Below are 14,709 nucleotides of genomic sequence, written 5' to 3'. Positions count from 1 at the left end.
ACCACGTCCCGATATCGCTACCATGACTCCATTTTCCATACTCGACCTGGCCCCCATCGCCGAAGGCAGCGACGCCAGCCAGTCGTTCAAGAACACGCTCGACCTGGCGCAGCACGGCGAACGCTGGGGCTATAACCGCTACTGGCTGGCCGAACACCACGGCATGCCCGGCATCGCCAGCGCCGCCACGGCCGTCGTCATCGCCCATGTGGCGGCCGGCACGAAAACCATCCGTGTGGGCGCCGGCGGCGTGATGCTGCCGAACCACTCGCCGCTCGTCATCGCGGAACAGTTCGGCACCCTGGAAGCGCTGCATCCGGGCCGCATCGACCTGGGCCTGGGCCGCGCGCCCGGCTCCGACCAGACGACGGCGCGCGCCCTGCGCCGCGACCTGCAATCGGACGCGGAGCAGTTCCCGCAGGACGTGCAGGAATTGATCGACTATATGTCCGACGAGCCGCGCCAGCGCGTGCTGGCCGTGCCCGGCAAGGGCGCGAAGGTACCCGTGTGGATACTCGGGTCGAGCCTGTTTGGCGCCCAGCTGGCCGCCCACCTGGGCTTGCCGTATGCCTTCGCCTCGCACTTCGCGCCGCAAATGATGATGCAAGCCGTGGCCTACTACCGCGAACACTTCAAGCCGTCCAAACAATTGGCGAAACCGTACGTGATGCTGGGCTTTAACGTCTTTGCCGCCGACACGGATGCCGAGGCGCACCTGCGCGCCACGTCGATGCAGCAAGCGTTCGTCAACCTGCGCACGGGCCGCCCGTCGCGTTTGCAGCCGCCCGTGCCCGGCTACCTGGAGCAATTGGGCCCGCAGGAACGCGCCATGCTCGATTCCGTCCTGTCCTGCACCGCCATCGGCGCGCCAGACACCGTCAAGGCGAAGATGGCCGCCTTCATCGCCGAAACGGGCGCCGACGAACTGATGATCACGTCGCAGATCTTCGACCACCAGCACCGGCTGCGCTCGTATGAAATCACGGCGCAGGTGCATGCGGAGCTGGCACGCGCTGCTTAAGTTTTAATTCTCCCTCGGTATATCCCCCTATACCCTTTTCCCGGCCGTCGGCAACGATCGCCGGGATTTTTTTGCCTGCCCGGCAAGAAATGCGCAGCCCCGCTATCATGTCCATCCAAAAGCATCATTCCAAGAAAGTTGTAAGCGCATGAAATCCGCACCATCGAATGTTGACGCCAGCGCCCTGCTGACGTCGACCCGCATCCTGTTGTTCGCCCTGTCCGCCGGCGTGCTCGTCGCCAGCCTCTATTACGTGCAGCCGCTCACGTCCATGCTGGCCGCCTCGTTTGGCGTCAGCGTGCCGCAAGCGGGCTACCTGGTCACGGCCACGCAGATCGGCTATGTGCTGGGCATCGTGTTTCTGGTGCCGCTCAGCGACGTGCTGAACCGCCGCCAGTTACTGACGTGGATGCTGATCGCCAAGATAGCCGCCCTGCTGCTGGCCGCCACCAGCCAGAACATCATCGTCTTTGCCATCGCCAGCGTCTTGATGGGGATCACGTCCAGCGCCTTGATGGTCGTCACGGCCATGGTGGCCTCGTACGCGCCGGATCACAGCCGGGGCCGCATGGTGGGCACCGTCATGACGGGCTTGTTGTTGGGCATCTTGCTGGCGCGTACCGTCTCCGGCACGGTGTCGCAGATCAGCGGAGGCTGGCGCAGTGTCTACGTGCTGGCCGCCATCGTCGTGGCGGCCCTGCTCGTCATGCTGCGCCGCATCCTGCCAAACGAAGCGCCACGCGGCAAGCTGCAATATGGCAAGCTGTTGGCCTCGCTGGCCGACATCATCCGCCAGGAACCGTTGCTGCGCCAGCGCGCCCTGTTCTCGGGCCTGGGCCTGGGCACCTTCAGCGTATTCTGGACGGGCCTGACCTTCTTGCTCAGCGGCGCGCCCTACCACTACTCGGAAATGCAGATCGGCCTGTTTGGCCTGGCCGGCGCCACGGGCGCGTTTGCCGCCAACACGGCGGGCCGCATGGCCGACCGCGGCTATGCGCGCCAGGCCACCTGGCTGCTGGCCGTCGCCTCGATCGCGGGCTGGGCCCTGATCGGCTTTGGCGCCCATTCGCTGATGCTGCTGCTGATCGGCATCGTCCTGCTGGACATGGGCGTGATGGGCTTGCAAGTGACGCACCAGTCGATCATCTATAAACTGGCGCCGCATGCGCGCGCAAGGGTCACCACGGTCTTCATCGCTGGCGGCTTCATCGGCGCCTCCGCTGGCTCGGCCCTGGCCAGCGCCAGCTTTGCCGCCGGCGGTTGGCCCGCCCTGTGCATGGTGGGCGGCGCCATGCCGCTGTTGCTGCTGCTGGTGTGGAGCAAGTACCGGCACACGCAGCGGCGGCTGGAGCGGGCTGCCTGATCCGACGCTGCGGCGCCAACACTATGGGGCCAACAATACTGTCGGATTACGCACGGCTTCGCCGCGCTAATCCGACCTACGCCTGATGCTGATAGAAACAAGTCACGTAGGTCGGCTTAGCGCGCCAGCGCGTAAGCCGACAACATTGTTGGCACAAACCACCCCTTACTTTGCAGCCTGCTCGCGCGCCTTGCCAAACGCATCGCCCGCCTTCCAGGCCGGCATCTTCGCCGCGTTGGCCACGGCTAGACCCAGGTTCAGCGTAAATTGCGCCTGCTGCGTCATGCCCGATAAATCCCAGCTGGCGTCGTACTCATCGGTCACCTGATGGTAGCGGGGGCCGTAGGCGGCCGCCTTGGCTTTCGACTTTTCCACGTCCTTGATGTACTCGCGTCCGCCATTGATGGAAAACGCGGGCACGCCCGCCTTGGCGAAGCTGAAATGGTCGCTGCGGAAATAGCCGCCGGCCAGGTCGGGACGCGCTTGCGCGATGTGCATGCCCATGGATTTCGCCACCGTGGCGGCCATGGCCCCCAGTTCCGTGCGCTCGCTGCCTTGCGCGCCGATGTCGTGCGTGGCGCCGACGAAATTGAGGCTGTCCAGGTTCAGCGCGGCAGCCGTCTTGTTCAGGGGCCACAGCGGATCGGCCGCGTAGGCGGCGCTACCTAATAAACCCTGCTCCTCGGCCGCCACCCACAGGAAGATCTGCGTGCGCTTCGCAGGCTTTTTCACGGCTTCCTGCGCCATGGCCAGCAAGCCGGCCGTGCCGGACGCATTGTCGACGGCGCCGTTGTAGATCGTGTCGCCAGTATCTCCCTGCTTGCCCAGGTGATCCCAGTGGCCGCTGTAGATGACGGCTTCCTCTTTCAGTGTCGGGTCGGTACCCGGCACCATGCCGGCGATGTTGAACTGCTCCACCTTGCGCACGATGGACTTCATCTCGCCCGACAACTTGGCGTTCAAGGCGACGGCCTTGAAGTCCTTGCTTTCCGCTTGCGCGCGCAAGGCGTCCAGATCCTGCCCACCGGCCGCGAACAGGCGGCGCGCCGCGTCTTCCGCGACCCAGCCCTGCAGCGGCGTGCCGGCTGTGCGGTCAGCCAATTGAAAGCGCTCGCTGCCGCTCCAGCTGTTCTGCACCACGCTCCAGTCGTACGAGGCCGACGGTTTCGTGTGAATCAGCAAGACGCCGGCCGCGCCCTGGCGTTTGGCTTCCTCGAATTTGTAGGTCCAGCGGCCATAATAAGTCAGCGCCTTGCCAGCGAAACGGTTTGGTTCGGCAGCGGTCGGCTGCGGATCGTTGACCATCATGACGACGATCTTGTTTTTGACATCGACACCCTTGAAATCGTTCCAGCCTTCTTCCGGCGCCGTGATGCCGTAGCCGACGAAGACGAGCGGCGCGTCGAAGGTGTGGGCGGCAACGGAGTAGCCCGTGGCCCAGACCCAGTCCGGACCGAACGCCAGTGGCACGGCCTTTCCACCACCCGCCACCGCCTGCAGGCTGCTATCTTGCGGCAAGGATTTCACGCCGGCGATCTGCACGCTCTGGCGATAGCTGTTGCCGCGCACGGGTTGCAAGCCGGCCATCTGCGCCTGGGTTTCCAGGTAGGCCACCGTCAGGTCGGCGCCGCGCTGGCCCGTGCCGCGGCCTTCCAGCAAATCGTTGGACAGGAAGGCCAGGTGGGCGCGCAAGGGCGCTTCCTGCACGATGGGCGAACCGGTCGCGGCCTGCGCGGAAAACGCCAGCGCAGTCAAGGCGAGGGAAGAAAACAGCTTCTGCATAAGATCCTTTGGGTAAGAGGAGGAAAGCGGTCCGGCGGATGGCCGAGCCGGCGATTGTATGCCATGGAGAAAGATGGATCAAAATGCGGACGAAAAAAATCCCCGCGGCAAAGGCGGGGATATTTCAGGAAGAACGTTCAGACCAGCAGTGCGGCCGCCAGCGATTCGATCTCTTCCGCCGATTCCTCGAGGATGGTGTGCAAGGTGCTGCCGCCGATGCCGAAGTCGATCTTCGCCGCCGCCTGGCGCCGCGCGGCGCTTTCCGGCGGGTGCAAAGGCGAGCCCACGGGCGACAAATCGTTGGCCAGCACCAGGGTCGCGCCCAGGGTGCGGGGCGGGAACGGGCTGCCGCCATGCCACATGCCTTCCACAGCCTGCAAGACCATGTCGGGCACTTGCAGCTGGCGCAGCACGCCGCGGCCGATCAACTTTTCACCGTATTCGATCCAGTCTTCGGTATTGTCGTCGAGCAAGCCCGGATACTCCTCGGCGCGCGACAGCAGATAAAAGCCGCCCACTTCGTGCACGATGGCGGCGAACATGGCCGTTTCCACGTCGACATGCGTGACTTTGCGCGCGATCACCTGGCTCAGCGCGGCCACGTGGGCCGTGTGTTCCCACAGCTTGGCCGCCTTGGCGCGCAATTGCGGATCGGTAATCTGGCTGCCCAGCTGGCGCACGATGACGGACGCCACCATCGACTTTAATGTGGCAAAACCAAGGCGCGAGACAGCCGCGCGCACATTGGCGATTTCATTGCCGGAACGGTTGTAGGCGGCCGAGTTGGCCAAGGCCACGACCCGGGCCGACAGCAGCGGCTCGGCCATGACCATGCGGGCGGCCGCTTCGATATGGCAATCGGGGTCGTCCAGCGCTTCCTGCAGCTTCAAGGTGGCCTTGACGTTGGCGGGGAACGTCAGCTCGCCCTTGCTCGCTTGCAGCGCGATAATCTTGAATACTTCCAGTCTGTCCATGGGTCAATCTCCGGTACGGGCCTGTTCAGGCTCTGCTGTGTGGATGGGCCGGGAATGCGCATGTATCCCCGGCCTGGCTCCCGTTTCCGGCAATATTACAGCAAGTTCAAACTCAAACCTATTACTTTCCGGAAACTTTCCCTGCCACACCTTCGACAAAATAATCCATCTTCGTCAGCGCCGCATCGTCCAGCACGCCTTTGTCCAGGCGCACCTTGCCGTCGTTATCCTTGATCGGCGCGCTGAACGGATTGAGCTTGCCAGCAACCAAGTCTTTCTCGCGCGCCAATACAAACTGTTTCACGTCGGCCGGCACGGCGGCGTTGATGCCTTCCAGCTTGACCATGCCATCCTTGATGCCGCCCCAGGTGCTGCTGGTTTTCCACGTGCCGTCCAGCACGGCTTGCGCCTGCTTCGTATAGTAGTCGCCCCAATGGTGGGTGACGGCGGCCAGCTGCGCCTTCGGACCATACTTTTTCATGTCCGAATGGTAGGCGATCGCATACTTGCCCTTTTCTTCCGCCGCCTGCACCACGGCGGTCGAGTCCGTGTGGTGGGTGACCACGTCGGCGCCCTGGCCGATCAGGGTAATGGCCGCGTCGCGCTCCTTGCCCGGATCGAACCAGCTATTGACCCACACCACTTTCACTTCCGCCTTGGGGTCGACGCTGCGCATGCCGCGCGTAAAGGCGTTAACGCCCTGCAACACTTCCGGGATCGGGAATGCCGCCACGTAGCCAGCCACATGCGTCTTGCTCATCTTGCCTGCCAACACGCCGGCCAGGTAGCGGCCCTCGTAGAAACGCGCATTCGTGTTGGCCACGTTGACGGCCGTCTTGTAGCCAGTCAAATGAATGAACTTCACATTAGGAAATTGTTTCGCCACTTTCAAGGTGGGGTTCATGTAACCGAACGAGGTCGTGATGACCAGCTTGCTGCCCGTTTGCGCCAGGTCGCGGATGACCCGTTCCGCATCCGCGCTTTCCGGCACGTTTTCCACGTACTTGGTGGTGATCTTGCTGCCCAGCGCCTTTTCCATTTCCTTGCGCGCCTGGTCATGCTGGGTGGTCCAGCCCGCGTCGCCGATGGGGCTAATGTAAACAAAACCGACATTCAGCGGCGCGGCGGCGGGCGCGGCGGCCATGGCGGGCATCAAAATCGCACTGCAAACGGCGGCGCACAACAATTTCTTGGACATGGTTTTCCTTGTGGTCAGTGATTAATTTCCGGGATTGAAATTTTTCCCCAGCGAAGCGGGCATGTTGAGCTTGATGTAATTGGCATTGCTGGAGATCAGCACCAGCACGACGATGGCCGCCAGGTAGGGCAGCATCGACAGCAGTTGCGATGCAATCGGCACGCCCAGCGCCTGCGCGTGGAACGTCAGAATCGTGATGCCGCCGAACAGGTAGGCGCCGCCCACCACGCGCGCCGGGCGCCAGGTGGCAAAGGTGGTCAGCGCCAGCGCGATCCATCCGCGTCCCGCCACCATGCCCTCGACCCACAGCGGCGTGTACACGAGCGATAAAAACGCGCCGGCCAGGCCGCAGCAGGCGCCGCCGAACAGCACGGCCGCCAGGCGGATGCGGCGCACGGGATAGCCGAGCGCATGCGCGGACGCGGGCGATTCGCCCACGGCGCGCAGCACCAGTCCCGCCCGCGTGCGGTACAGAAACCAGGCGATGGCGACGCACAGCAGCAAGGACAGATACACCATCGGATGCTGGCGGAACAGGGCCGGCCCCAGCACGGGAATATCTTCCAGGAAAGGGATGCCGAAGCGGCCGTTCTGCAAGCTGTTGCCCACGTACTTCAAGCCGATATACGTGGACGCGCCGGCGCCGAACAGAGATAAAGCCAGGCCCGTCGCGTACTGGTTCGTGCCCAGCCACACGGTCAGCCAGGCAAAGAAGCCGGACAGCACCATGCTGGCGCCCGCCCCCGCGAGAAAGCCCAAGGTGGCGCTGCCCGTGTTGACGGCCACGGCAAAACCCGTGATGGCCGACACCAGCATCATGCCTTCCGCGCCCAGGTTGACCACGCCCGCCTTTTCATTCACCAACAAACCAAGGGCGGCCAGCATCAGCGGCGTGCCCGCATTGATGCTGGCGGCGACCAGCGGTGCGATGGTCAGCAGCAGGTTATCCATGTTTTCTCCAGCGCAATTTGTATTGAATCAGCACGTCGCAAGCGAGCAAGGCGAACAGCAAGATGCCCTGGAACACGCCCGTGATGGCGCTGGGCAAACCAAGGCGCGACTGCGCCAGTTCGCCGCCGATATAAAACAGGGCCATGACGAAGCTGGAAAAAATCACGCCCACGGGATGCAAGCGTCCGACGAAAGCGACGATGATGGCGGCAAAGCCGTAGCCGGGCGAGACCGTGGGCGTCAGCTGCCCCATCGGCCCCAGCACTTCGCAGGCGCCCGCCAGGCCGGACAGGGCGCCGCAAATCAGCAGGGATGACCATAAAGTCTTGCGTGAGGAAAAGCCCGCATACCGCGCGGCGGCCGGCGCCATGCCGCCCACGCGCAGGCGGAAGCCGGCAATGCTGCGCGACAAATACAGCCAGCCGCCCAGCGAAGCCAGCAAAGCAAACACGATGCCCACGTGCAAGCGCGTATCGCTGATCACCATCGGCAACAGCAAGCCGTCGGACAGCAGTTTCGACTGGGGAAAATTGAACCCTTCCGGGTCGCGCAGCACGCCGTATACGAGATAGCTGAGCAGCAATTGGGCGATATAGACGAGCATCAGCGAGACGAGGATTTCGCTGGCGTTGTAGCGGTCGCGCAGCCACGCCACTAGGCCCGCCCACGCCATGCCGCCCGCCATGCCGGCCAGCAGGGACACGCTGATGATGGCCGCGCCGCCGACGCCGTCATCGAGGTGCAAGGCGGCCGCGCCGCCGCAGATGGCGCCCAGGGTCAGTTGCCCTTCCGCACCGATGTTATAGATGTTGGCGCGAAAGCAGATGGCCAGGCCCACGGCAATCAACAACAAAGGCGCGACTTTAAGGCCCAGCTCGGACCAGCCGTGCGCGTCGCGCAAGGGTTCGACAAAGAAGACAGCGAGACCGGCCAGCGGATCGTGTCCCAGCGCAAGAAATAGCAGCGCGCCGCACAGCACGGTCAGCAGCACGGCCAGCACGGGCGACAGCCACGACATCAGCCGCGACGGAGTCGGCCGGGCTTCCAGGCGCAAGGCAAATTTAGCCATGGGCTGCCTCCTGCGGCCACAGCCCGCTCATCCATTGCCCCACCTGCGCCACGCTGGCCTCGGCCACGTCCAGCGATGGCGAGATTTTTCCCTTCGCCATCACCAGCAAACGGTCGCTGATGTCGAACAATTCATCGAGCTCTTCCGACACGACCAGCAGCGCGCAACCGGCATCGCGCAAGGCCAGCAATTCAGCGCGGATTTGCGCGGCCGCGCCCACATCCACGCCCCAGGTCGGCTGCGCCACCACCAGCACCGTGGGTTCACGCATGACTTCGCGGCCAACGATGTATTTCTGCAAGTTGCCGCCAGACAGGCTGCGCGCCAGCGCCTGCGGCCCGCCCGCCTTCACCTGGAAGCGGGCGATGATGGCGGCCGCCCGCTGCGCGATGACGTTATGGCGCACGAAGCCATGGCGGATGGTGGCCGGTGTCTGCAAGCTCAATAACACGTTGTCGGCCAGCCCCATGTCGGGCACGGCGCCGCGCCCCAGCCTTTCTTCCGGCACGAAGCCGAAGCCCAGGGCGCGGCGGCGGCCGGGCGGCAAGCGGCCCGCCGGCGTGCCATTGAGCACGATGCTGGCGGGGGCTGCGCGCATGTCCTCGCCCGACAGGGCCGCCAGCAATTCCTGCTGGCCATTGCCGGACACGCCCGCGATGCCGACGATCTCGCCCGCGCGCACGTCGAAATTGATGTCCGTCAACTGCGTGGCGAACGGATGGCTCTTCGCCAGGTCCAGCTGCCGCACGCTCAGCATGGCCGCACCGGGCGTGCGCGCCACGCGCGTGACGGCAGGCGGCTCGGCGCCGATCATCATGCGCGACAGGCTGGCCGCCGACTCTTGCGAGGGGTCGCATACGCCCGCGTTCTTGCCGGCGCGCACCACCGTGCACGTATGGCACAGGGCGCGGATCTCGTCGAGCTTGTGGCTGATGTACAGGATGCTGCAGCCTTCGGCCGCCAGCTGGCGCAAGGTGGTAAACAGTTTTTCCACGGCGCCCGGCGTCAGCACGGACGTCGGTTCATCGAGGATCAGCAGTTGCGGCTTGGCCAGCAAGGCGCGCACGATTTCCACGCGCTGGCATTCGCCGACGGAAAGCGTGTGCACGTGACGCTGCGGTTCCAGGTCCAGGCCGTACTGGCGCGCCGTCGCTTCGATGCGCTGCGCCAGCTCCGCCATGTTGGTGCCGGCGGGCAAACCGAGGGCGATGTTTTCCGTCACGGTCAAGGTGTCGAACAGGGAAAAGTGCTGGAACACCATGGCGATGCCCAGCGCGCGCGCGGCCGACGGGTTGGCGATCTCGACTTCCCGGCCATTCCACCGGATGCGGCCGCCATCGGGTTGCACGGCGCCGTAGATGATTTTCATCAAGGTCGATTTGCCGGCGCCGTTTTCGCCGAGTACGGCGTGGATTTGTCCGGGCGCGACGGTGAGACAGATGCCGTCATTGGCCACCACGGCCGGATAGCGCTTGCTGATATCGAGTAATTCCAGGCGTGCCGTCATTGTTTTTTTCGTGCCTCGCTGCAGGGTCGCCGGCATCGTCGCCGGTGGAGAAATTCAAGCTCTTGTCTCTATCGTATCGGCATCCGCGATGCTTGGGGGATGACGCGGCGGCGCGCATTTCTATTTCCTCAAAAAAACAACACCTGTATACAATTTTGAAAAAAATTATCAGCTTTACAGCGGCCGCCTTGCCCCGCAAGGGCGAGAAGGTGCGATGATTATATGCAAGAAATGATAGTAAGTATGCAGACAAGACATATCGCCCGACGCGGCGCTTCTCGCATCATGGATTGAACGGCGCGTAATTATCCCCATCGCAGCGCTTCATGCGGGCTACGCCCCCTGCTATTTCATTTCCCGTTTCCCCACACCGCCATCAGGAGCCGAAAGTGCCAAAAACCATACCGTGTCTGTTGCTCTGCCTCACTACCACCCTCGGCGTGGGCGCAACCGCCCAGGCTGCCGAATGGAGCGATACCGCGCTGAGCTGGCGCGCCGGCAATGATTACCGCGAGCCGTTCAATCCGGACGACATCAAGAAAAACATCTTCGCCATCACGCACGCCAGCGGCTACAAATACGGCAGCAATTTCGTCAACCTCGATTTCCTCATGTCCGACAGCAAGGACCCTGGCGCGCTCGGCAAGACGTCCGGCGCGCAGGAAGCGTACCTGGTGTACCGCAACACCATCGACATCGGCAAGGTGCGCGGCAGCGACATCAAGTTCGGCCCCGTGCGCGGCGTCGGCGTCACCCTCGGCTTCGACGTCAACACGAAAAATGACGTCGGCTACAATTCACGCAAGCGCATGCTGGTGGCCGGCCCCACCCTGATGTGGGACGTGCCCGGTTTCTTCAACACCAGCCTGCTGTTGCTGCGTGAAAGCAACGCCCCCAGCGGCGCCTTCCCGCCCATCTCCCAAGTGACGGGCCGCTACACGTATAAAACGCACGCCATGCTGACGGGCGCCTGGGGCATCCCGCTGTCGCCGCTGTTCTCGTTCGAAGGCTTCTTTAACCTCATCGATTCAAAAGGCAACGATGAAGTGGGCCGCAAGACGGCGGTGGAAACGAATATCGACATGCAAGTGATGTTCGACGTGGGCGCGGCCCTGGGCAGCGCCAAGAACACCTTCCGCGTGGGCCTGGAATACCAGTACTGGAAGAACAAGTTCGGCAACTCGCCCGCCACCACGGGCAACGTGGGGCAGACGGCAAAGACGCCGATGATACGCGCGGAGTACCATTTCTAAAATTCATTGTTACGCATCAACACTCACGGTCGCGCCTGATGCCAGCATGAAGCTTTCCTGCTGGCGGAGAGCGCGACCGTGGAACAACTACTGCCGTATTACGAGCGCGAGCTGGGCCTGTTCCGCCAGTACACGCGCGAATTTTCCAGCCGCTATCCGAAAGCGGCCGGGCGCCTGCTGATCGCCGGAGACACCTGCGAAGACCCGCACATCGAGCGCCTGATCCAGTCCGTTGCCCTGCTCACAGCCAGGGTCGCCAAGCGCCTCGACGACGCCTATCCGCAATTTACCAACTCCTTGCTGGAAACCCTGTACCCGCACTACCTGCGGCCGTTTCCTTCGTGCTCCATCGTGCGCATCGCGGCAGACGAAGCGCCCGCTGGCGGTCAGCTGGCCCAGGTGGCGCATGTCCCACGCGGCACCGTGCTGCGCTCGCAACCGGTGCAGGGCGTCGCTTGCAAGTTCACCAGCGCATATGACGTGAGCCTGGCGCCGCTGGCGATCACGCAGCTGCATTTCTCGCCCATCATTGACGCCCCGCCCGGCCTGCGCCTGCCCGCCGGCGCCAGCGCCTTGCTCAGCATGCAGTTCACCAGCAGCAGTGATAATTACCACCTGGACCAGGCCGGCTTTGCCAGCCTGCGCCTGTTTGCCGATGGCGAACCGTCGGTGCGCGCGGCCCTCATCGACGCCCTGTTCCTGCACGGCGCGGGCGCGTACGTGGCGCTGGACGAACACGGCCCGTGGCAAGCCATCGACGGTGCCTTGCTGGCGCCGGCAGGCTATGCGGACGACGACGCGCTGATCCCCATTTCCGCCCGCTCGCACCCGGCCCTGCGCCTGCTGACCGAGTATTTCGCGTTTCCGGAAAAATTTCATTTCATCGATATCGCATGGTCCCTGCTGGCCGCCCTGCTGCCAAAACAGTGCCGCCAGTTCACCCTGCACCTGCCGCTCAAGGGCGTGCGCAGCGACAGCCACGAGGCGCGGCTCTTGTCCGGCGTCAGCCCCGATAATCTTTTGCTCGGCTGCACGCCCGTCGTCAACCTGTTTGCCAAGTCCGGCGTGCCCATCCGCCTCACGCATACCGAGCCCGACTACGCGCTGGTGGCCGATGCCACGCATGCGTTTGCCTACGACATCCACAGCATCGAGGCCGTCACCGTGGTGCGCAAGGACGAGGCCGGCGAGCGTCTGAGCACTTTCTTGCCCCTATATGCCTCGCTGCAGGGTTCTCAGGTAGATCAGGGCCAGGAGCATGGCCAATACTGGCTGGCGCGCCGCGACGAAGCCGTGGCCGCCATCAGCCCCGGCCATGAAACGCGGTTGAGCCTGATCGACCCGCAGTTTTCACCAGGCAGCGCGGCCTGCGCCACCGTCTCGACGCAGCTGCTGTGCAGCAACCGCGACTTGCCCACGCAATTGCACTACGGCTTGCCCGGCGGCGACTTGCTGGCCGAAGACGTGCCCGACGGCATCCCCACGCGCTTCCTGCGCAAGCCCACGCCCAGCCTGCGTTTCTTGGCGGACACCCACTGGCGCCTGATTGCGCACCTGTCGCTCAATTACTCGGGCCTGACGCAGGCGGGCCTGGGTGAATTCCAGAAAATGCTGGGCCTGTACGACCTGCCCCGCTCGCCCACCACGCAGCGGTTGATTCAGGGCATCGTCACGCTCGAACACGGCAGCACGCGCGCGTGGATGCCCACAGTGCCGTTCCCAACCCTGATGCCCGGCATCGCCATCCGCCTGGGCATCGACGAGCAAGCCTTCGTCGGCTGCAGTATCTATATCTTTGCCCAGGTGTTGCAGCGCTATTTCGCCCTGAACAGCCAGCTCAACTGCTTTAGCCAACTGACGCTGCTGTCGCACCGCAGCGGCGAGGAACTCATACGATGCCCGGAACGCAGCGCCGACGCCACCCCAGCGTGATCCAGCAATTGCTCGACGCGCCGCAGCGCTTCGAGTGCTTCCAGGCGCTGCGCCTGCTGCTGGCGTGGCTGGCCGAACACGGCATCGACGAACACACGGCGCTGGCAAAGCTCGTGCGCTTCGACAATAGCGTCTCGCTGCGCTTTCCCGCCAGCCAGGTCGAGGCGCTCGCGACGGGGGGCATCGACGATGCGGATGCCCTGCTGCAGGCGCTGCTGTCCGGCCACGGCCAGGCCATCCACCTCACGCCCGCCTTCATGGGCCTGCTGGGTTGCCAGGGCAGCTTGCCCAGCCACTATTCGGAACGCATCGCCGCGCACCAGTACAGCGAACGCGACACCGGCCCGCGCGCCTTTCTCGACCTGTTTTCCAGCCGCGCCGTGGCCCTGTTTTACCAGGCCTGGCAAAAATACCGCATCGAGCAAGCCGGCCACAGCGGGGACTTCCTGTCGCGCCTGCTGGCCCTGGCCGCATGCCAGCCGGGCCAGGGCCAGGACGAGGCGGCCGCCGGCCTGTACAGCGGCTTGCTGCAGCAGCGCAACATCTCGTCCATCGTCATGGCGCGCATCCTCACCGATCACTTCGGCGTGCCCTGCCATATCGACGAGGCGACGGGAGCCATGGACGTGCTGGCGCCGCGCGAACAAACGGCGCTGGGCATGGCCAATGCCGTGCTGGGCCAGCGCGCCATCGTCGGCGAGCGCTGCCGCCGTCCCGATCTGGCCGTGCGCCTGCGCCTCGGTCCGCTCACTGCCAAGCAGCACGCGAGCTTCTTGCCGCGCGCCGCTGGCAGCCAGGCGCTGCGGCACATGCTGATGCTGTTCGGCCAGCCTCTCGTGCGCTACGACATCGTGCTGGTGCTGCGCGCCAGCGATGTGCAAGGGGCGACGTTGACGGCAGCGCCACAAGGCGGCCTCGGCTGTAACAGTTTCCTTGGCGATGCGGCAACGCCGCGCCACCGCGATGACAAACATTACGAAATGCACTTGATGCCCTCGTTCAACGATTGATCCTTGCGGCCGCGCAAAACGCTTGTGTTCGCTATTGCTACAGTCGGCCAACGATCCCTACCGTGAAGCGATGCGCGATGAGCGAATTCCCCGATACGACGGCGGCATGGACGGCATTGACGGGCGACATGCAGGGTCAGCGCCTGCTGCGCCTGCGCTTTCCGCATGGCGACGGCCCCGCCGGCATCCGCTTCCTCGCCAACAGCCTGTCCGCCAGCGAAAGCCTGTCGCGCGACTTTTCCTGTGTGGTGGAAGTGCTGTCCGACGATGCCGCCATTGCGCTCGACAAGGTGCTGACCATCGAACTTTTACACACAAATCATCCGCACAAAATATTGAGTCCAACAAAGAAATTAAAGGAGAAAAAATTATGGAAAAAGTCCGGAAATTTGATGACAAAATTTCTGGAGAATACTTTAGATATATAACAATTGCCCATATTGATTTTGAAAAAAAACAAAAAAATATTGAAGATTTCATTATCTACATAAAAGATGATGACAATGAAATAGAGTTAACATTCCACCCAAATATTGCAAAGGGAGAGAGTCCAATGCTAGGAGGAAAAACCTCGCTGGGTCGGACGGTGGTTTATCTTATCTCAAAAAAAGACAAGAAAATAATTAAAATAAATTATCAAAAATGAATT

General features: G+C 63.4%; 13 protein-coding genes. 7 read left to right on the top strand and 6 right to left on the bottom strand.

Going from position 1 to position 14,709, the window contains the following annotated elements; genetic code table 11:
• Positions 1-22: 22 nt before the first annotated feature.
• Positions 23-1,021, top strand: a complete 999-nt coding sequence (locus tag HWE17_RS15680) for an LLM class flavin-dependent oxidoreductase (RefSeq protein ID WP_176389385.1) — start codon at positions 23-25, stop codon at positions 1,019-1,021.
• Between the two features lie 148 nt (positions 1,022-1,169).
• Positions 1,170-2,384: an MFS transporter gene (locus tag HWE17_RS15675; RefSeq protein ID WP_176389384.1), complete on the top strand. Its 1,215-nt coding sequence runs from the start codon at positions 1,170-1,172 to the stop codon at positions 2,382-2,384.
• Between the two features lie 165 nt (positions 2,385-2,549).
• Here HWE17_RS15675 and HWE17_RS15670 read toward each other — a convergent pair whose 3' ends face one another.
• From HWE17_RS15670 to HWE17_RS15645, 6 genes are all read right to left on the bottom strand, one after another.
• Complete coding sequence (locus tag HWE17_RS15670; RefSeq protein WP_176389383.1) at positions 2,550-4,166, bottom strand: M28 family peptidase; 1,617 nt, start codon at positions 4,164-4,166, stop codon at positions 2,550-2,552.
• 137 nt (positions 4,167-4,303) lie between these two features.
• The gene (locus HWE17_RS15665; RefSeq protein ID WP_099379493.1) at positions 4,304-5,140 is read right to left on the bottom strand and encodes an HDOD domain-containing protein; all 837 of its coding nucleotides are present in this window, start codon (positions 5,138-5,140) and stop codon (positions 4,304-4,306) included.
• Between the two features lie 121 nt (positions 5,141-5,261).
• Positions 5,262-6,338 (bottom strand): BMP family ABC transporter substrate-binding protein, encoded by a 1,077-nt coding sequence (locus HWE17_RS15660; protein WP_176389382.1) that lies wholly within the window; start codon positions 6,336-6,338, stop codon positions 5,262-5,264.
• Between the two features lie 21 nt (positions 6,339-6,359).
• Positions 6,360-7,289 carry an ABC transporter permease gene (locus HWE17_RS15655; RefSeq protein ID WP_176389381.1) on the bottom strand — a complete coding sequence of 310 codons (930 nt, stop codon included), beginning with the start codon at positions 7,287-7,289 and terminating at the stop codon, positions 6,360-6,362.
• Positions 7,282-8,358, bottom strand: coding sequence for an ABC transporter permease (locus tag HWE17_RS15650; RefSeq protein ID WP_035825304.1), 1,077 nt, complete (start codon positions 8,356-8,358; stop codon positions 7,282-7,284). Before HWE17_RS15650 ends, HWE17_RS15655 begins: the two co-directional genes overlap by 8 nt.
• Complete coding sequence (locus HWE17_RS15645) at positions 8,351-9,865, bottom strand: ABC transporter ATP-binding protein (protein WP_176389380.1); 1,515 nt, start codon at positions 9,863-9,865, stop codon at positions 8,351-8,353. The genes HWE17_RS15650 and HWE17_RS15645 overlap by 8 nt, the downstream gene beginning before the upstream one ends.
• Before the next feature lie 440 nt (positions 9,866-10,305).
• On the opposite strand from HWE17_RS15645, the gene HWE17_RS15640 reads away from it, so the two are divergent.
• From HWE17_RS15640 to HWE17_RS15620, 5 genes are all read left to right on the top strand, one after another.
• Positions 10,306-11,118, top strand: coding sequence for an outer envelope protein (locus HWE17_RS15640; protein ID WP_081922859.1), 813 nt, complete (start codon positions 10,306-10,308; stop codon positions 11,116-11,118).
• Between the two features lie 78 nt (positions 11,119-11,196).
• A complete protein-coding gene (tssF, locus tag HWE17_RS15635; RefSeq protein ID WP_176389379.1) occupies positions 11,197-13,050 on the top strand; it encodes a type VI secretion system baseplate subunit TssF in 1,854 nt (617 codons plus the stop codon).
• Positions 13,014-14,060: a type VI secretion system baseplate subunit TssG gene (gene tssG / locus HWE17_RS15630; RefSeq protein ID WP_176389378.1), complete on the top strand. Its 1,047-nt coding sequence runs from the start codon at positions 13,014-13,016 to the stop codon at positions 14,058-14,060. Before tssF ends, tssG begins: the two co-directional genes overlap by 37 nt.
• 77 nt (positions 14,061-14,137) lie before the next feature.
• Positions 14,138-14,488 carry a hypothetical protein gene (locus HWE17_RS15625; protein ID WP_176389377.1) on the top strand — a complete coding sequence of 117 codons (351 nt, stop codon included), beginning with the start codon at positions 14,138-14,140 and terminating at the stop codon, positions 14,486-14,488.
• Positions 14,431-14,706 (top strand): hypothetical protein, encoded by a 276-nt coding sequence (locus HWE17_RS15620; protein WP_158300037.1) that lies wholly within the window; start codon positions 14,431-14,433, stop codon positions 14,704-14,706. Before HWE17_RS15625 ends, HWE17_RS15620 begins: the two co-directional genes overlap by 58 nt.
• Positions 14,707-14,709: the final 3 nt, after the last annotated feature.

This window comes from Janthinobacterium sp. BJB401 (assembly GCF_013372745.1).
Lineage (GTDB): Bacteria > Pseudomonadota > Gammaproteobacteria > Burkholderiales > Burkholderiaceae_D > Janthinobacterium > Janthinobacterium rivuli.
Note: the sequence above shows the minus strand (reverse complement) of the source record. Positions and strands in the feature narration are given on the sequence as shown.

Coding starts and splice junctions, on each gene's coding strand:
- HWE17_RS15625 (WP_176389377.1), top strand. CDS start 14,138: ATGAGCGAATTCCCCGATACGACGGCGGCATGGACGGCATTGACGGGC.
- HWE17_RS15655 (WP_176389381.1), bottom strand. CDS start 7,289: ATGGATAACCTGCTGCTGACCATCGCACCGCTGGTCGCCGCCAGCATC.
- HWE17_RS15645 (WP_176389380.1), bottom strand. CDS start 9,865: ATGACGGCACGCCTGGAATTACTCGATATCAGCAAGCGCTATCCGGCC.
- tssG (WP_176389378.1), top strand. CDS start 13,014: ATGCCCGGAACGCAGCGCCGACGCCACCCCAGCGTGATCCAGCAATTG.
- HWE17_RS15660 (WP_176389382.1), bottom strand. CDS start 6,338: ATGTCCAAGAAATTGTTGTGCGCCGCCGTTTGCAGTGCGATTTTGATG.
- HWE17_RS15670 (WP_176389383.1), bottom strand. CDS start 4,166: ATGCAGAAGCTGTTTTCTTCCCTCGCCTTGACTGCGCTGGCGTTTTCC.
- HWE17_RS15665 (WP_099379493.1), bottom strand. CDS start 5,140: ATGGACAGACTGGAAGTATTCAAGATTATCGCGCTGCAAGCGAGCAAG.
- HWE17_RS15620 (WP_158300037.1), top strand. CDS start 14,431: ATGGAAAAAGTCCGGAAATTTGATGACAAAATTTCTGGAGAATACTTT.
- HWE17_RS15650 (WP_035825304.1), bottom strand. CDS start 8,358: ATGGCTAAATTTGCCTTGCGCCTGGAAGCCCGGCCGACTCCGTCGCGG.
- HWE17_RS15680 (WP_176389385.1), top strand. CDS start 23: ATGACTCCATTTTCCATACTCGACCTGGCCCCCATCGCCGAAGGCAGC.
- HWE17_RS15675 (WP_176389384.1), top strand. CDS start 1,170: ATGAAATCCGCACCATCGAATGTTGACGCCAGCGCCCTGCTGACGTCG.